At 73.4% G+C, this 18663-nt stretch carries 10 protein-coding genes; 6 read left to right on the plus strand and 4 right to left on the minus strand.

The window, feature by feature from the left end; translation table 11 throughout:
- From ACYVD5_RS27035 to ACYVD5_RS27045, 3 genes are all read right to left on the minus strand, one after another.
- Positions 1 to 6309, minus strand: a 6309-nt coding sequence (locus tag ACYVD5_RS27035) for an SDR family NAD(P)-dependent oxidoreductase (RefSeq protein ID WP_461003984.1), incomplete at its 3' end; no start/stop codon positions are given.
- 95 nt (positions 6310 to 6404) lie between these two features.
- Positions 6405 to 7700: an activator-dependent family glycosyltransferase gene (locus tag ACYVD5_RS27040; protein ID WP_461003985.1), complete on the minus strand. Its 1296-nt coding sequence runs from the start codon at positions 7698 to 7700 to the stop codon at positions 6405 to 6407.
- Between the two features lie 307 nt (positions 7701 to 8007).
- Entirely contained in the window at positions 8008 to 9090 is a 1083-nt protein-coding gene (locus ACYVD5_RS27045; protein ID WP_461003986.1) for a PucR family transcriptional regulator, read from the minus strand.
- A gap of 392 nt (positions 9091 to 9482) precedes the next feature.
- Here ACYVD5_RS27045 and ACYVD5_RS27050 point away from each other — a divergent pair, with 392 nt between their 5' ends.
- Both ACYVD5_RS27050 and ACYVD5_RS27055 read left to right on the plus strand, forming a co-directional pair.
- Positions 9483 to 10367 carry a proline iminopeptidase-family hydrolase gene (locus ACYVD5_RS27050; RefSeq protein WP_461003987.1) on the plus strand — a complete coding sequence of 295 codons (885 nt, stop codon included), beginning with the start codon at positions 9483 to 9485 and terminating at the stop codon, positions 10365 to 10367.
- Entirely contained in the window at positions 10358 to 11302 is a 945-nt protein-coding gene (locus tag ACYVD5_RS27055; RefSeq protein ID WP_461003988.1) for an ACP S-malonyltransferase, read from the plus strand. Before ACYVD5_RS27050 ends, ACYVD5_RS27055 begins: the two co-directional genes overlap by 10 nt.
- Positions 11303 to 11357: 55 nt before the next feature.
- Here the strand turns inward: ACYVD5_RS27055 and ACYVD5_RS27060 are convergent, their stop codons facing one another.
- Positions 11358 to 11594: an acyl carrier protein gene (locus ACYVD5_RS27060; RefSeq protein WP_461003989.1), complete on the minus strand. Its 237-nt coding sequence runs from the start codon at positions 11592 to 11594 to the stop codon at positions 11358 to 11360.
- 321 nt (positions 11595 to 11915) lie between these two features.
- On the opposite strand from ACYVD5_RS27060, the gene ACYVD5_RS27065 reads away from it, so the two are divergent.
- From ACYVD5_RS27065 to ACYVD5_RS27080, 4 genes are all read left to right on the plus strand, one after another.
- Positions 11916 to 13499: an AMP-binding protein gene (locus ACYVD5_RS27065; protein ID WP_461003990.1), complete on the plus strand. Its 1584-nt coding sequence runs from the start codon at positions 11916 to 11918 to the stop codon at positions 13497 to 13499.
- A 268-nt stretch (positions 13500 to 13767) separates the two neighbouring features.
- Entirely contained in the window at positions 13768 to 15384 is a 1617-nt protein-coding gene (locus ACYVD5_RS27070) for an AMP-binding protein (RefSeq protein WP_461003991.1), read from the plus strand.
- The gene (locus tag ACYVD5_RS27075; RefSeq protein ID WP_461003992.1) at positions 15381 to 16682 is read left to right on the plus strand and encodes a type III PLP-dependent enzyme domain-containing protein; all 1302 of its coding nucleotides are present in this window, start codon (positions 15381 to 15383) and stop codon (positions 16680 to 16682) included. Before ACYVD5_RS27070 ends, ACYVD5_RS27075 begins: the two co-directional genes overlap by 4 nt.
- A gap of 119 nt (positions 16683 to 16801) precedes the next feature.
- On the plus strand, positions 16802 to 18663 hold a 1862-nt coding region (locus ACYVD5_RS27080), incomplete at its 3' end, for a type I polyketide synthase (RefSeq protein ID WP_461003993.1).

Raw genomic sequence — 18663 nt, forward strand, 5'->3', positions numbered from 1 at the left:
CGTCAGCGAATCAAACCCCAACTCCTTGAACGCCCGCCCCGCACCGATCGCCTCCACCGACCTATAGCCCAGCACCGCCGCCGCCTCCGACCGCACCAGCGCCACCAGAGCACGGGCCGCCTCCGCCGCACCCAGCCCCGCGAGGCGCCGCGCCAACGCCGAGGACTCCCCCGACTCCGGGCCCGAGTCGGCCGCACGCCGCACCCGCGACCGCACCAACCCCCGCAACACCGCGGGCACACCACCCGCACGCGCCCCCAACACCCCCGCATCCACCGGCAACGGGAACACGAGCGGCTGCGGGTCGGCCAGCGCCGCATCCAGCAGCGCCATGCCCAGGTCGGCGTCCATGGCGGTGAAGCCCGAGTCGGCCAGCCGCTCCAGGTCGGCGCCTGTCAGCTCCCGGGTCATGCCGCCCGCTTCGGGTGCCCACACTCCCCAGGCCAGCGACTGCGCCGGAAGACCGCGGGCGCGCCGGTAGTGCGCCAGTGCGTCGAGGAAGCAGTTGGCACCGGCGTAGTTGCCCTGCCCGGCGCTGTTCAGCGTCCCGGCGGCGGCCGAGTACAGCACGAACGCGGCCAAATCCAGGTGGCGGGTTGCCGCGTGCAGATGCCAGGCGGCATCGGCCTTGGGCCGCAGCACCCGGTCCACCTTTTCGGTATCGAGGGACGACACCACCCCGTCGTCCAACACTCCGGCGGTGTGGAACACGGCCGTCAGCGGATGCGACCGCGGCACCCGGTCCAGCAGCGCGGCGACCTCGGCCGGGTCGCCGAGGTCGCAGGCGGCGATGTCGACCACCGCGCCCGCCCGCTCCAGCTCCTCCCGCAGTTCGGTGGCGCCGGGCGCATCAGGGCCGCGGCGCGAGGCCAGCAGAAGCCGGTGCGCGCCGCGCTCGGCCACCAGGTGGCGGGCGAGCACCGCCCCCAACCCGCCGGTACCGCCGGTGACCAGCACCGTCCCGTCCGGGTCGGGCTCGCGCGGCATTGTCAGCACCAGCTTGCCCGTGTGTTTGGCCTGGGCGATGTGCCGGAACGCCTCCGGCGCCCGCCGCACATCCCAACACCGCACCGGCAGACCCGCCAGGGCATCCGCGGAGAACAGCGACAGCAGTTCGGCCAGCATGGTTGCGACCCGCTCGGGCCCGGCGTCCATCAAGTCGAAGGTGGTGTAGGTGATCCCGGGCCGGGCCGCGGCGACCTCGCCCGGGTCGCGCTTGTCGGTCTTGCCCATCTCGATGAAGCGCCCGCCCGCACCCAGCAGGTCCAGCGACGCGTCGGTGAACTCGCCCGCAAGCGAGTTCAGCACCACGTCCATGCCCGCATCGCCCACCAGTGTCCGGAACGCTTCGGCGAAGCCCAGATCGCGGGAGGAGGCGATGTGGTCCTCGGCCACCCCCAACTCCCGCAACCGGTCCCACTTGCCCGGCGAAGCGGTCGCGAACACCTCCGCACCCGCATACCGGGCGATTTGAATGGCGGCCATACCCACGCCGCCCGCACCCGAATGGACCAGCACCCGCTCCCCGGCCCGCAAGTCCGCCAAATCCCGCAGACCGTAGAAAGCGGTCGCGAACACGACCGGTACCGCGGCTGCGCCGGCGAACGACCAGCCGGCGGGCATCCTGGCGGCCAACCGGGCGTCGGTGATCACCTGCGGGCCGAACGCGGCCTCCGCCAGCCCCATGACCCGGTCGCCGACGGCCAGGTCCGCGACCCCGTGTCCGATCTCGGTGACCACCCCGGCGAACTCGCCGCCGATCGCCTCGCCGTTCTCGGCGACCAGCCCCAGAGTGACGGCGACATCGCGGAAGTTCAGTCCGGCCGCGCGCACTGCGACCCGCACCTCGCCCGGCGCCAGTTCCCGGTCGGCCTCAGGCGCCGGAACCAACGCAAGATTGCCGATCGAGCCCGCCTCCGTGGTGTCCAACCGCCACGAACCCGCGCCCGCCGGAACCGCCAGCTCCGCCGCCGCCTCCGCCCGCACCAGCCGCGGAACCAGCACCTCGCCGCCGCGCACCGCCACCTGCGGCTCATCGGCCACCGCGACCGCCGCGGGCAGCGCCGCCGCGGTTTCCGCGGTGGTGTCGGCGTCCACCAGCAGGATCCGGCCCGGGTTCTCCGCCTGCGCCGAACGCACCAATCCCAGCACGGCCGCCGCCGCGGGATCCGGCGCCGCATCGGCGCTGCCGACCGCCACCGCACCCCGCGTCACCACCACCAACCGGGTGTCCGCGAGGTGTTCGCAGGCGGTCCAGGCGGTCAGTGCCGCCAGCATCCGGGCCATTCCGGCGCGCAGCGCCGCAGGGCGTTCCCCGCCCGTGTCCGTCGCCGGGTCCAGGCACAGCACGACGGCGTCCGGGGCGGGCGCGCCCGCTTCGACCGCGCTGACCAGGGCGGGCAGGTCTGCGTGGGTTTCAACGGCGGCCCCTGCCGCACCGATCGCCGCGGCGATTCCCGGCGCCGCGGCTCCGGACTCGGCGGCGCCGGTGACGGCCACGCGCTGCGGGACCGCCGCCGATCCGCCGGCGGCGGGTGCCGGTGCCCACTGCAGGTGGTGCAGGTGCTCGTGGCCGGTCGCCGTCCCGGGCGCCAGGCCTTCGGCGGGCACCGGGCGGGAAAGCAGGTCGCGGACGATGGCCACGGGCGCTCCGGCGCCGTCGGCCAGCAGCACCCGGCTGCCGCCGCCGTCGGTGGGCGCGATGTGGACGCGGATGTGGGTGGCGCCGGAGGCCAGCAGTTCCACACCGCTCCAGGCGAACGGCAGCTCGACACCGCCTCCGCCGTCGGCGCCCGCGGTCTCCAGCAGCCCGGTGGCGTGCAGTGCGGAGTCCAGCAGTGCCGGGTGGATACCGAACCGCCCGGCCTGGGCGGCTTCGCGTTCGGCCAACTCGACCTCGGCGAACACCTCGCCGCCGCGCATCCACGCCCGCTTCAGCCCTTGGAACGCGGGCCCGTAGCCGTAGCCCGCGGCCGCCAACCGCCCGTAGTGGCCCTCCGCATCGACCGGCCGCGCACCCGCCGGCGGCCACTGCGCCAAATCGAAGGACGCCGCCGCCTCACCGGTATCCGCGGCAGCGGCAGCGAGGGTGCCGCCGGCATGGCGGGTCCAGCCGCGCGTGCCGGTACGGGAGTGCACGGCGACCGACCGCCGGCCGGTGTCGTCGGCGGCGCCCGCGGTGACCTGCAGGACCACGGCCGCACCGCCCTCGACCACCAGCGGCGCCTCCAACGTCAGCTCCTCGACAACGGAACAGCCGACCTCGTCACCCGCGCGCACCGCCAACTCCACGAACCCGGTCCCCGGAAACACCACGGTCTCGCCTACCGCATGATCGGCCAACCACGGCTGCGCCGAAACCGACATCCGGCCCGTCAGCACCGCACCGCCCCGCTCCGGCAACTCCACGGCCGCCCCGATCAACGGGTGGTCGGTGTCGGCCAGGCCGGCGCCGCGCACGTCGGCGGTTGCGCTGAGCTCCATCCAGTACCGCTCGCGCTGGAAGGCGTAGGTGGGCAGGTCGACCCGTGTGGCGCCGGTTCCGGCGAACACCGCGCCCCAGTCGGCGGGGGCGCCGGCGCAGAACGCCTCGGCCAGCGAGGTGAGGAAGCGGACCGCGCCGCCTTCGTCGCGGCGCAGTGTGCCCAGTGCGGTGCCGGTGTGCCCGGCGGCGTCGATGGTGTCCTGCACCGCCATGCTCAGCACCGGATGCGGGCTGACCTCGATGAACAGGTCGTGTCCGGCATCGGCGACGAGCCGCACGGTCTCGGCGAACCGGACCCGCTCGCGCAGGTTGGTGTACCAGTAGCCCGCGTCCACCGCGGCGGTGTCGAGGAGGTCGCCGGTGACCGTGGAGTAGAACGGCACGTCGGCGGGGCGCGGCCCGGTTCCGGCGAGGTCGGCCGCGAGGGTTGCGCTCAGCCGCTCCACCTGGGCGGAGTGCGAGGCGTAGTCCACGGCGATCTTCTTGGCCTGGACACCGTCGCCGTTCAGTGCCGCGTGCAGCTCGCCGATGGCGTCGGCGCCGCCGGAGACCACCACCGCGGCCGGGCCGTTGACCGCGGCGACCGAGAGGTGCTCGCCCCACGGTTCGATCCGCCGCCGCACCTGGTCCTCGGGCAGGGGTACGGCGAGCATGCCGCCGGACCCGGCCAGTTCGCGGCCGATGGCCTTGCTGCGCAGGGCCACCACGCGGGCGGCGTCGCGCAGTGGCAGCGCGCCGGCCACGCAGGCCGCGGCGACCTCGCCCTGGGAGTGGCCTATGACGGCGGCGGGCCGCACGCCGACCGACTCCCACAGCGCGGCCAGGGAGACCACGACCGCCCAGGTGGCGGGCTGGACGACGTCGACCCGGTCCAGGCCGGGCGCGCCGTTGTCGCCGCGCAGCACGGCGAGCAGGTCCCAGTCGGTGAACTCGGCGAGCGCGTCGGCGCATTCGTGCAGGCGGGCGGCGAAGACCGGTGAGGTGTCGGCGAGTTCGGCGCCCATGCCCGCCCACTGCGATCCCTGGCCGGGGAAGACGAACACCGCTTCACGCGGGGCCGGCGCAGTGCCCTGGACCAGCGCGGGGCCGGTGCCCCCGGCGGCGAGTGCGTCCAGGCCGGCGAGCAGGTTTTCCCGTTCGGTGCCGATGACCGCGGCGCGGTCGCCGAACATAGTGCGGGAGGTGGCCAGGGAGTGGCCGATGTCGTGCGGGGTGTGGTCGGCGCGGTCGCGGACGTGTGCGGCCAGCCGGGCGGCCTGGGCCTGCAGCGCGTTCTCGCCGCGGCCGGTCACCACCCAGCAGGTGGCGCGGCTGTCGCCGGTGAAGGGTGCGGGCCGCTCCTCGGTGTGCTGCTGCGCGGGCTGGTCGGCGGCGCCCTCTGCGGCGCCCTCTGCGGTGTCCTCGGCGCCGTCCTCCGGGGTGCCGGCGGCCGCTTCGGCCGCGGCCGGTTCCTCGATGATGACGTGGGCGTTGGTGCCGCTCACGCCGAACGATGACACGCCCGCGCGGCGCGGGGATCCGGCCTGCGGCTCCCAGCCGCGGTCCTGGTCGAGCAGCCGGACGCGGCCCTGGTCCCATTCGACGTGGCCGGTGGGGCGGGAGACGTGCAGGGTGCGCGGCAGCACGCCGTTGTGCATGGCCTGGACGGTTTTGATGACGCCGGCGACACCGGCCGCGGCCTGGGTGTGGCCGATGTTGGACTTGACCGCGCCCAGCCACAGCGGCCGCTCCTCGGGCCGGTCGCCGTAGACCGCGAGCAGTGCTTGGGCTTCGATGGGGTCGCCGAGGGAGGTGCCGGTGCCGTGCGCCTCGACCGCGTCGATGTCGGTGGGGGCGAGCCCTGCTGCGGTGAGGGCGCGGCGCAGGACGCGCTCTTGGGCGGGGCCGCTGGGGGCGGACAGGCCGTTGCTGGCGCCGTCCTGGTTGGTGGCGGTGCCGCGGATGACGGCGAGCACCTGGTGGCCGTTGGCGCGGGCGTCGGACAGCCGCTCCAGCAGCAGCATGCCGGCGCCTTCGGAGAAGACGGTGCCGTCGGCGTCGTCGGAGAACGCCTTGACCTTGCCGTCGCGGGCGAGCCCTTGCTGGCGGCTGAAGTCGACCATCAGCTCGGGGGTGGGCATGACCGTGACTCCGCCGGCGAGGGCGAGGGTGCTTTCGCCGCGGCGCAGCGACTCGCACGCCAGATGCATCCCGACCAGGGAGGATGAGCAGGCGGTGTCGACGGTGACGGCCGGGCCTTCCAGACCCAGGGTGTAGGCGATGCGCCCGGAGATCACCGAGCTGGTGTTGCCGGTCTGCAGGTAGCCCTCGGTGCCTTCGGGGAAAGGGCCGGACCCGGAGACGTAGCCGGTCTGGGTGCCGCCGACGAAGACGCCGGTGGGGGTGCCGCGCAGTGTGCGGGGTTCGATTCCGGAGCGTTCCAGGGTCTCCCAGGCGATTTCCAGCACCAGCCGCTGCTGGGGGTCCATGGCCAGTGCCTCGCGGGGGCTGATCCCGAAGAACGCGGCGTCGAAGTCGCCCGCGCCGTCGAGGAACCCGCCTTCGCGCGCGTAGGTGGTGCCGCCGTCGGCCGGATCGGCGCTGTAGAGCGCGTCCAGGTCCCAGCCGCGGTCCTCGGGGAAGGGCACGATGCCCGACCGGCCGTCGGCGACCATGTCCCACAGGTCCTCGGGCGTGTCCACACCGCCGGAGTAGCGGCAGCCCATCGCCACGATCGCGATGGGCTCGCGCTCTTTGGCTTCGGCCTCCCGCAGCCGCCGGCGGGTGCGCTGCAGGTCGGCGGTGGCGCGCTTGAGATAGTCCCGGAACTTTTCGTCATTGGCCATCGGATCTCAACCAGCCTTGGAGTAGTGGGGGGAAGCGCGGCGGGCGGGGGCCGGGGCGCGGCCGCGGGGGGTGTACGGCTCGCGCCCCGGCCGGTTCAGGCCGGTGCGGGCGGGGCAACCGCCCGCCGGCCGGGTGCCGCGATCTCTTCCAGTTCCCGGACCAGGTCGTGCGGTGCGGGCGTGTGCCGTATCTCCTCGCGGGCGCGTGCGGCCCGCTGGGCGAAGGACGGGTCGTCCAGGATCCGCACCAGCTCGGTGCGCAGGCTCTGGGCGGTGAGCCGGGCGGGCGGCAGGTGCACGCCGACCCCGTGGTCGTGCACGGCCTGGGCAACTTGGCGCTCGTCGTGCAGCGAATGCGGGATGATCAGCTGCGGCACGCCGTTGAGCAGGGCGGTGAGGGTGGTGCCGGTGCCGGCGTGGTGGATAATGCCGGAGCAGGTCTTCAGCAGCGGGTGCAGCGGCACGAACCCGGGGATGCGGATGTTGCCGGGCACGGTCGCGCCGTCGGGGACCGAGTCCGGGTCGAACAGCGCCACGATCTCGGCGTCGAGGTCGCCGACGGCCTCGAACAGGTCGCCGAATCCCAGGGCCCGGCGGCCGTCCCACACCTCTTCGGCGGAGACTCCGACGGTCAGGCACACGCGGGGCCGCTCGGGGGGCGGGCCCTGCAGCCAGTCGGGGATGGCGCCGGGGCCGTTGTGCGCGATGTAGCGCATCGGGATCGGCGCGTACTCCGAGGGGATCCGCATCCACGGCGGCACCGCGTCGATGGTGGCCTGGCCCAGGACGAGGTCGTCGGTGAATGCGGCGCCGTACTTGTCGAGTTTGGCACCCATCCAGTCGCGGACCGGGTCCTCACCGGCGGCTTCGGGTCGCTCGGCGCGCAGCCGCAGGAACAGTTCGCGCATGCGGCCCCAGTGGTCGCGGCCGATGGTGGTGCGCACGTGTGCCGCGCCGCAGGCGGCCGCGGCCACCGGGCCGGTGAACGTCATGCTGTCCCACACGACCAGGTCGGGCTGCCAGGACCGGCAGAACTCCACAAGGCCGTCGTAGACCGTGTGGTCGGTGTTGATGTCGAGCGCCAGTTCCGAGGCGAAGGCGGCCAGGCAGTCGCGGACGTACTCGTAGGTGAGGACCTCGGGCCGCATTTCGGTGATGTCGTATCCGGAGCCGTAGATGGTCTGCTCGGGGGGCAGTTCGGCGAGGCGTTCGGCGTAGCGGGCCGCGTCGCCGACCGCGACTCCGGTCAGGCCGGTCTTCTCCACCGCCGGCATGATGTCCGGTTGGCCGGCGACCACGACGTCGTGGCCGGCTGCCTTGAGCGCCCACCCGATCGGCACCACCAGGTTGAGGTGGGCGGTCGCGGCGAGTTGGGTGACAACGACGCGCATGGAGCCGTCCTTTCCGAGCCATTTCGTTGTCCGGGTCCGGACCGGCCGCGGTACCTGTCCGGTGGCCGGGCCGTGTGCCGACCGGGCGCGGGCACGCCGGAACGGGGGCCGGGCAGCGGGCAGGATCGGGCCGCCACCCCATCGGCACAGGCAAGACGGTATTGATCGCGCGGCGCCGGACCGACCCCTAGCTACCCCCTCAGCACCCCTTGCGGATCCGGGGTGGGGACGGGTTCCGGGCGGGGTTCCGGCGGCCACTGCCCAGGTCGCGGCGGTGGGGGTGCGAGAGGCGCGGCGCGGGTGCGGGTCAGCCGGCGGGGTCGGGGTCGGTGCTGTGGCCGGGGGTGCGCAACCGGTACATGGTCAGCGCGAGGGTGAGTCGGGACCGCCCTTGCTGGGTGTGCAGGTCGAAGCCGAGTTCGCGTTCGGCGCGGGCGATGCGGGCGGCGACCGAGCTGCGGTGCAGGAAGAGCCGGGCGGCGGTCTGGCGCAGGGAGTCGCTGGCGGCGTAGGCGTCCAGGGTGTTCAGCAGCGGGCCGCCGGCGCCGCCGTCCGCCAGCCGCTCCAGTGCGGCGGTGTCGGGCGAGGCGGCCAGCACCGAGTCGGGCAGGTGTTCGGCGAGTTGCGCGAAGCCGCCCAGCCGCTCCCAGTGCACCACCCGACCCCACAGCAGGCCGGGTCCGGCGAACCGGAGCGCCGTACGCGCCATCTGCCAGGCGTCGGCGGCCCGGGCGGCGGGAATGCGCGGCCCCACCCCGACGGGGGCGGTGCCGGGGAGTTCGCCGCCGTGTTCGTCGGGCCAGGGCGCCTCGGACACCAGCACCCCGCACAGGCCGTCGAGGGGTGCCGTGCGCCCGCCCAGCGCTTGGGCGGTCTGGGCGCGCTCAGAGGCGAGGCCGCCCACCGCGGCGACCTGGACGGGGCGGTCGGGGGCCAGCCCCACCAGCCGCAGCGCCCGGGATCGTTCCAGATCGCCGGAGGCGGCGCCGAACACCAGCTCCAGGAGGGCGGGGTCGCCGAGGGCGGGCGAGGGGGTGCCGCCGCCCAGGACGGTGGCGCAGGAGATCGCGAGGCGTTCCAGCAGCATCGCGTCGAGTGCCAGTTCGCCGCCGTGCCGCTCCATCCACACCTCGCCGCCGTTGGGCAGGGGGTGGCTGCGGGCGCCGTGGGCTGCGCCGCCGAGCATGGCTCCGGAGGATCCGGCGCGCCGGTGCACCCCTTTGGCGGGCACGCTCACCCCTACCGGGCATTCCGCCAGCCGCGCGGCCTCCAGCAGCAGCCGGTCGAGCCCGGTTCCGGATTGCAGCAGTGCGTCGAAAAAGGCGATCACGCGGAGCTGGTCACCGACGCGTTGGTCGAGTTCGGATATGCGCAGCAGCAGTTGCTTCATGGCGGACCCTCGACGCTGGGGGGATGCGGGCGGATTCCGCGTCCGTTGAATGCGCGAAATCCGATGGTACCCACTTCTGCCGTTTCCCGGAGCGGAAAAGCCCCGTTCCCGGCCGGGTGCGGGCCGGGCGGACTACCGGCCAGAAATGCCCTGGTCCGCACCCCGGAAACCGCATATCTCGGGCTTGGGGGGTTTCAGGGGTGGGGCACGGGCCGGGTAGGGGTCCGCCCGCGGCGGGGCGGGCGCTTAGCGTCGTCGTGGCCGCCCCCGTGCCCGAACGCGCCGGGCGGCGCTGCACTCACCGGCGAACGACGGCGCCCGACCGCGGCACGCCCCGGTCCGGCGCGGATGAGGTGGTCGACTTGTCCCGAGCCCCCAGTACCCGGGGAACGGTGCCGTTCGGCGATTACGCGACCTGGTACCGGGTGACCGGAACCCCGGGCGGCGGCAAGCCCGCGGTCGTGGTGCTGCACGGCGGCCCCGGAGGCACCCACGACTACCTTCTCGGCCTTGCCGAACTCGCCGACGCGGGGTGGCCGGTGGTCCACTACGACCAGCTCGGCAACGGCGGCTCCACCCACGTGGCCGGCGCCGATCCGGGCTGGTGGACACCGGAACTGTTCAACGACGAGCTCGGCAACCTGCTGAACCGGCTCGGTATCGCCGACGACTACGTGCTGTTCGGGCACTCGTGGGGCGGGCTGCTGGGCGCCAAACACGCGGCGAACCGCCCGCCCGGGCTGCGCGGTCTGGTGGTGGCGAACTCGCCGGCCTCCTACCCGGACTGGCTCAAGGAACTGAAGGTGCTGCGCGACCGCCTGCCCGAGGGGGTGGATGCGACGCTGCGCGCCCACGAGGCCGCCGGTACCACCGACGAACGCGCGTACTTCGAGGCGATGATGGTGTTCTACAACCGGCACGTGCTGCGCATGGACCCCTGGCCGCGCGAGTTCACGGCCACGTTCATGGACACCTTCAGCAACCCCGCCGTCTACCTGGCGATGAACGGGCCCTGCGAGTTCCACGTCATCGGCACCCTGAAGGACTGGGGCGTGGTGGATCTGCTGCCCGAAATCACGGCACCCACGCTGGTGCTGTCCGGGAGCCACGACGAGGTGACCCCGGAATCGATCCGGCCTTTCCACGAACTCGTTCCCGGCGCCCGACGGCACGTGTTCGAGGACTCCAGCCACTCGCCGCACCTGGAGGAACCGGAACGCTTCACCGAGGTCATGATCGAATTCCTCACGAGTTTGGAACAGCCGTCATGGAATTGAGCAAGGAACCCGAAACCGCGGTCGTGTTTCCGGGCATGGGCCCCTCCCGCAACGCCGAAACCCTGGCGTTCATGGAGGGCGCCGAGGAGGCGCGGCGGCTGGCGGCCGTCGCCGACGGGGTCCTCGGCTACCCGCTGCTGGAGGAGTTCCGCGGCTCCGCGGACGACTACTCCGAGGCGGCCCAGGTCGCGTTCGTGGTGAACTCGCTGGCCCTGGCCGAGTGGGCGCACCGCGAACACCGCATCGAGCCGGCCGTGTGTGTCGGCCCCAGCTTCGGCGGCCGCGCCGCGGCCGTGTACTCCGGCGCGCTCAGCGCCGAGGAGGGGATCGCACTCACCGCGGAGCTGGCGCGGCGCACCGCCGCCTACTTCGCCGCCGAGTACACCGACATCGTCACCCACTCCTTCGTGCGGGTGCCCGGCGAAGGGCTGGAGACGGTGCTCGGCGAGCTCGGCGAGCAGGGCGAGTGGCACGACGTCGCCTGCGTCATCGACCACGACTTCACCATGCTCTCGCTGCGGGAAGCACGGGTGGAGTGGCTGCAGCAGCGCGTCCGCGCACTTGGCGGGCTGTCGCTGTACACCATGCGCCCGCCGATGCACTCGGCGGCGTTCGCCGGGCTGCGCGCCAGCGCGGCGGAGGCAATGGCCGGGCTGTCCTTCGCCGACCCGCACCTGCCCGTTGTCGACGACCACGACGGCAAGGTGCTCACCACGGGCGAGGAGGTGCGCACCCTGCTGCTGGACACGTTCGTGCGCGCGCTGCGCTGGCCGGATGCCGTGGCCGCGCTGGGTCGGCTGGGTGTGGGCAGGGTCTGCGTGTGCGGGCAGGACGCGCTGTTCGGCCGGGTGGCGATCACCCGCGACAACTTCACCGTGCTACCGGTGACCCCGCGGATGGTGGCCGTGCGGGACACGGCCACCGCGGGGCGCTAGCGGTCTGCGGCGGAGCCGGGTACGGGCGGCCCCGGGCGGCCGGGTGGCCGGCCGGTCACCGCAGGCCGGCCAGGACCTTCCACAGGGTGCCGGGGGTCTCGAAGGTCTCCAGGGTGAGCGCGTCGTCCTGGAACCGGACCCCGTAAGCGGCCTCAAGCTTGGCCAGGAGCTCGACGATTCCCATGGAGTCCAGGCCCGCGTCCATCAGGCTGGTGTCCTCCCGGATCTCGTCGCCGGCGGCGAGAAAAGGAAGGGAGTTTCGCAGGGTCGTTTCGAACTGTTCGTCCCACATGGCGGCTACACCACTTCTCTCGGTCGGAAAACGCAAAACCGCTCCCGCGGCCGGAACACCGGCCGCACTGCAGTGCTGGAAATTACGGGAAAGCACGGGAACATGTACTCGGGAAACAACGGGAAACGTTCGCAGAAAAGACTTCCGGCTGCGGATGGCCTCCGGAGCGGAGGACCATGGCCATCCCCCCGGAAAACCGCCGCATTCGGCCTGTCCCGCCCAGAACATACTCGAAGTTCCCAATGAAGTCCACCGCCGGATAAAACATTCACCCCGCCCCGGGTAACCGGCGCACCGCAATGCCTGGATCGGTGATCGAAAATGACGAGCAACGCTTCGCACGCCCTCTATTCGCGCTTTCGGCGCGGATTGTCGGCCAACCCGGGCGGCGCCGCGTTCCGGGTCGGAGCCGACACCCTCACCTACGCCGAAACCGACCGGCTCGCGCTGCGCTGGGCGGGAGCGCTGCTGGAGGCGCTGCCGGACCGGGGGCCCGCGGGCCGGTTTGCCGGCGCCGGCGCCGAAGGCGGCCGCCCGGCCGCGGTAGGGGTACTCGCCGCCAAAGGCACCGCTGCCTACGCGGGCGTCCTCGCCGGGCTGTACACCGGCGCACCGGTCGTGCCGCTCAACCCCGACTTCCCCGCCGAACGCACCCGGCGGATGGCCGAGGCCGCCGGGGTGCGGGCCGTCATCGCCGACCGGCGCGGCCGCGCCGCCGGCCGGGCCCTGGCCGCCGGCGGCACACCGCTGCACGTCCTCGACCCGCTGGCCGACCCGCCCGCCGCGCCCGGCGCCCTGGCCGAGCCGGTGCCCGTCTCCCCCGGCGACACCGCCTATGTGCTGTTCACCTCCGGCTCCACCGGGCGGCCCAAAGGCGTGCCCATCACCCACGCCAACACCGACCACTACTTCCGCTTCCTGGACACCCGCTACGACTTCACCCCCGCCGACGCCTTCTCCCAGACCTTCGACCTGACCTTCGACTGCGCGATGTTCGACCTGTTCTGCGCGTGGGGCGCAGGCGCCACCGCCGTCGGGGTCCCCCCGGCCGCCTACCGCGACGTGCCGGGATTCGTCGCCGACCAAGGCATCACCGTGTGGTTTTCCACCCCGAGCGCGATCGCGCTGCTGCGCCGGACGGGGCGGCTGCAGCCCGGCGCCATGCCGGGGCTGCGCTGGAGCCTGTTCGCCGGCGAGGCGCTGAAGGAGGCCGACGCCACCGCGTGGCTGGACGCGGCCCCCGGCTCCACCCTGGAGAACCTGTACGGGCCCACCGAGCTGACCATCACCATCACCGCGCACCGTTGGGACCCGGAGAGCACCCCCGGCAGCTGTGTCAACGGGCTGTCGCCCATCGGCGCGGTCAACGACGGGCACGACCACCTGCTTGTCGGCGCCGACGGCGCAGAGGTCCCGGACGAAGGCGAGCTGTGGGTCAGCGGCCCCCAGCTCACCCCCGGCTACCTCGACCCCGCCGACGAGCAGGGCCGGTTCGTGCCCCGGGACGGCCGCACCTGGTACAACACCGGCGACCGGGTGCGCCGCGGACCCGACGGCACCCTCGTCTACCTGGGCCGCGGCGACTCCCAGGTGCAGATCCACGGGTGGCGGGTCGAACTGGCCGAAATCGACCACGCGGTGCGCGCCGCCCCCGGCGTCACCGACGCGGCCACCGTGGCAGTGTCCCCCGGCGAGGACGGGCCGCTCCGGCTCGTCGTCTTCTATACCGGCACCCCGATCGCCGATTCCGACCTGGCCGCACGGCTCACCCGGGAACTGCCGAACGGTCTGGTCCCCCGTTACTACGTGCACCTGGACGAGTTCCCGCTGAATTTCAACCGGAAGACCGACCGCATGCAACTCCGCAAACAAGCGCTGGAACATCTCGGAAACACTGCCGGGTGAGCGGGTCCGGTGATTGGCCGCGCGCTCCTCCGGCCGGGCCCGGTTCCCCGTACCGCACCGCCCGCACCCCTTATCCGGAATCGGTTCCGGGGCCCGGCCCGCGCCGGGCAAAGGAGGGACCTAGGGGGACCGTAGGGGGTGCCCGGTGGAACACGGAAAAGTAGCGTTTCGGCGAATTCGGCTGCAGCGCTCCGCCATTCAATCCGGCCGCTCCGGCCGGACCGGCGGCGAATGCGGCACTCCGCTGCCGAAGCGAGCAAGGAGATTCATGGTGTCCAGTTCGACCGGTGCGGCGCGGCGATCTCGGTTGGACCTCGTCCACGGGCTCCTGGACGAGGCAGCGGCGGAGGTCCCCGACGCCACCGCGGTGCGCGACCCCCACGGCGGCGCCTGGAGCTACGACCGGGTCGCCGCGCTCAGCCGCGCGTTCGCCCGCAGGCTGCAGGAGATGGGGGTGGGCCGCGGCGACCGCGTCCTCGTTCTCACGCCGAGCAGGCGCGAGATCATGCCCATGCTCTTCGGCGCATCGCGAGCGGGGGCGGTGTTCGTCCCGCTGGACCCGGCGCTCAAGGAGTACCAGCTGCGCTCGATCGTCGCCGACGCCGAACCGGTGCTGGCCATCGGCGACAGCGACGGCCTGCGGGCCGCCGCCGCGGCGGGCGTGCCGGTCCGCCGCCTGGACGCGCTCTGGGAGACCGTCGAATACGCCGCGAAGGACGATGACGGCGGCGGCACGGCCGGCGCGGCCGACATGGCAAGCCCGCCCGGCCCGATGGGCGCCGGCGCGGCGCGGGCGAACGCCGCCGCCCCGGACGACCTTGCCATCATGATCTACACCTCCGGCAGTACCGCCGCCCCCAAAGGTGTGATGTGCCCGCACACATCGGTGCTGTTCGCGGCCGCGGCCATCAACCGCGTGCTCGGCTACCACAGCGGCGACGTGGTGCTGTGCCGCCTGCCGCTCTCCTTCGACTACGGGCTGTACCAGATGCTGCTGTCGGTACTGGCCCGCGCGGAACTCGTCCTCACCGGAACGGAGTCCGACCTGCTGCTGATGAAGCGGATATACGAACACGGCGCCACCGTCGTGCCGCTCGTTCCGTCCCTGGCCACGATGGTCGCCACCCTGGGCAGGCGCAACCCCGAGTACGCCGGCACGGTGCGCATGTTCACCAACACCGGCGCCGCGCTGCCCGCCTCCACCATCGACGACCTGCGCGGCGGCTTCCCCGGCGCCCGCGTGGTGCGGATGTACGGCATCACCGAGTGCAAACGCGTCACGGTCATGCCGCCCGAAGAGGAGTTCGAGCGGCCCGACTCGGTGGGGCCGCCGCTGCCCGGCACCCGGGTACTCATCCTCGACCGCGACGGCGCCCCGCTGCCGCCCGGCGAAACCGGCGAGATCACCGTGGTCGGCCCGCACGTGATGGCGGGCTACTGGCGCGCCCCCGAGCAGACCGCCAAGGTGTACCGCCGCGGCCCCGGAACCGCCGGCGGCGAGGTACGCATGCACACCGGGGACTACGGGTCCCTCGACCGGGACGGCTACCTGTACTTCGAAGGCCGCCGCGACGACATGTTCAAACGCAAGGGCACCCGGATGAGCACCGTCGAAATCGAGGCGGCCGCCTTGGACGTGCCCGGCGTGCGGGCCGCGGCCGCGCTGCCCCCGACAGGCGGCCGCGACCTGACCCTGGTCGTCGAGGCCGATCCGGCCGCCCAGGAGGTACTGCGCGAGATGGTGCGCCGCCTCGAACCCGCCAAGGTCCCCGGCGCCTGCCGGGTGGTCGACGCGATGCCGCTGACCCGCAACGGCAAGACCGACCGCGACGCGCTCGTCCGGACACTCGACGCAGCCGACGCAGCCGAAGGAGACGGCTCTTGAACAGCGCCACCAACACCGGTTCCGGCGCCGCCGCGAGCGGTGCCGCCGGCCGCGATGCGCACCTGGCCGCACGCTACGGGTCGCCGCTCTACGTCTACGACCTCGACCGCGCCCAGGCGGCCCGCGACGACCTGCTGGCGTCGCTGCCGGCGGGCACCGTCCTGTACTACTCCTTCAAGGCCAACCCGCACCCGGAACTGGCCCGCGCGCTGCGGGAGGGCGGCGGCCCCGGCTGCCGGGCCGAGATCAGCTCCACCGGGGAGCTGGCCGCAGCGCTGGAGGCCGGCTTCGACCCGGCCGACATCCTGCACACCGGCCCCGGCAAGACCACCGCGGAGGTGGCGGCCGCCCTGGACGCCGGGGTGCGGAAGTTCTCCGTCGAATCACCCGGCGACCTGCGCCGAGTGGGCCGGGAGGCGGCCGGGCGCGGCACGACCGCCGACTGCCTGCTCCGCGTCAACAGCGCCGGGACCGGCGCCACCACCAGCATCCGGATGACCGGAACCCCTTCGCAGTTCGGCTTCGACAGCGAGACGCTGCCCGGGCTCATGCCCGAACTGCGCGCGGCCGAAGGCGTCCGGCTGATGGGGATGCACCTGTTCTCGCTGAGCAACGCCGCGGACGAGGCCTCCCTCATCGCCGAGTTCGAGCACACCATCGCCGCTGCCGCTGAGGTGCGCGACACCACCGGGCTGGAACCCGAACTGCTAGACATCGGCGGTGGTTTCGCCGCCCCCTACCTGGCCCCCGGGCAGCGCCCGGTCTACGGCGAACTGCGCGCCGCCCTGGAGAAGACCCTCACCGCGCGCTTCCCGGGCTGGCGCGACGGCGCGCCGCGGATCGCCTGCGAGTCCGGCCGTCACCTGGCCGCCGACTGCGGGCGGCTGGTGGCCGCGGTCACCAATGTCAAGCAGAGCCGCGGCAGGACCTTCGTCATCCTGGACGCAGGCATCAACACGCTGGGCGGCATGTCCGGCCTGGGCCGCCTGCTGCCGGTGTCGGTGGGCCTCGACCCGGACGCGCACGGCGCGGCCGCCGCGGACGGCGGCGCGCCGCCCGATTGGAGCGACGCCACCCTGGTCGGCCCGCTGTGCACGCCGGGCGACATGCTCGGCCGCAGCGTGGCGGTGCCCGACCTGGGCCCGGGCGACGTCGTCACCGTCCCCAACGCCGGGGCCTACGGCATGACCGCCAGCCTGCTCATGTTCCTCGGGCGCCCCGCGCCCACCGAGGTCGTCACGCGCGGCGACACGGTCGTCTCCGCGTCTCAGATCGGTTTCCAGCGCACCTACCGGTGACCACCGGGCCCCGCCGGGATGCCGCAGGCGCCCCGGCGGGCCGCACCCATCCCATCGTCGGCCGCCCCGGCCAGCTGCCGCGGGCGGACAACTTCGCGGTCCCATGGAGAGTTCAGCAGATGAGCCAGAGCAGCGGAAACGACGGCGGCGCCCGGGCGGACCGGGTCGGAGCAGACCCGGAGCCCGGCCTTCGGCTGGCCGAAGTGCTGGCCGGCCTGCCCCTGCCGGAGCGCCGGTCGAAACTGGTCGGCCTGGTCAGCGACACAACCCTCGACGTGATGGGCGCGGTGCTGCCCGGGCTGCTGGAGGAGGTCGGCGCCGACCAGGGGTTCACGGACATGGGCCTGGACTCCATGGCGGCGGTGGAGCTGCGCGACCGGCTCAGCGCCGAACTGGGCACCGAACTGGCCATGACCGTCGCCTTCGACCACCCCACCCCCACCGCACTGGCCGACCACCTGCTCAACGACGTGCTCGCGCTGGGCGAGCGGACCGATGACCGGGCCACCGCCGCGGCAGGCTCCGACGAGCCCATCGCGATCGTCGGCATGGCCTGCCGCTACCCCGGCGGCGTGGCCTCCCCCGAACAGCTGTGGGACCTCATCCGCGAAGGGGGCGAGACCGTCACCGGGTTCCCCACCGACCGCGGCTGGGACCTGGACGGGCTCTTCGACGACGATCCCGACTCCGGCAACACCAGCTACACGCGGGTGGGCCATTTCCTGCACGACGCCGGCGAGTTCGACGCCGGGTTCTTCGGGATCAGCCCGCGCGAGGCGCTGGCCATGGACCCGCAGCAACGGCTCATCCTGGAAACCTGCTGGGAGGCACTGGAGCGGGCGGGCATCGACCCGCAGACCCTGCACGGCAGCCCGACCGGCACCTTCATCGGCGCCGAACCGCAGGACTACGGGCCCCGGCTGCACCGCGCCCCCGCCGAAATCGAGGGCTACCTCGTCACCGGCGCGGCGACCAGTGTCATCGCCGGCCGGGTCGCCTACACCCTGGGCCTGCAGGGCCCGACGATGAGTGTCGACACCGCCTGCTCGGCGTCGCTGACGGCCATCCACCTGGCCTGCCAGTCGCTGCGCACCGGCGAGAGCCCCCTGGTGCTGGCGGGCGGCGTGACCGTCATGTCGGCACCCGGCACCTACACCGCATTCAGCCGCCAGCGCGTCATCGCCTCCGATGGGCGGTGCAAGGCGTTCAGCGCCGACGCCAACGGCACCGGCTTCTCCGAAGGGGTCGGCATCATCGCGCTGGAGCGGCTGTCGGACGCCAGGGCCAACGGGCACCCGGTCCTCGGCGTGATCCGGGGCTCGGCCGTCAACCAGGACGGTGCCAGCAGCGGGCTCACCGCACCGAACGGGCCCGCGCAGGAGCGTGTGATCGCCCAGGCGCTGGCCAACGCCGGGTTGACCGGTGCGGATGTGGACGCGGTGGAGGCGCACGGGACGGGTACGGCGCTTGGCGACCCGATTGAGGCGCAGGCGCTGCTGGCCACCTACGGCCGCAACCGCCCGGACGGCGCGCCGCTGCGCCTGGGCTCGGTCAAGTCCAACATCGGCCACACCCAGGCCGCGGCCGGGGTGGCCGGGGTGATCAAGATGGTCATGGCCATGCACCACGGGCTGCTGCCGCGCACCCTGCACGTGGACCGGCCCTCGACCTACGTGGACTGGTCCGGCGGGCAACTGGAACTGCTCGCCGCGGAGATGGAATGGGTCAAGGAGGGGCCGCGCCGCGCAGGCGTGTCGTCGTTCGGGGTGAGCGGCACCAACGCCCACGTGGTGTTGGAGCAGGCGCCCGCCGGGGACCGGGCGGCGGCTGCGGACGGGGCGGCGGACTCGGACACGGCCGCCGCCACCGCTGACTCCGCTGCCACCGGCTCTGCCCCCGTGCTGTCGTGCGACGTGGTCCCGTGGGTGGTTTCGGGGCGGGGTCAGGGTGCGTTGCGGGACCAGGCCCGCCGGTTGGCGGC

The organism is Streptomonospora sediminis, from assembly GCF_054778995.1.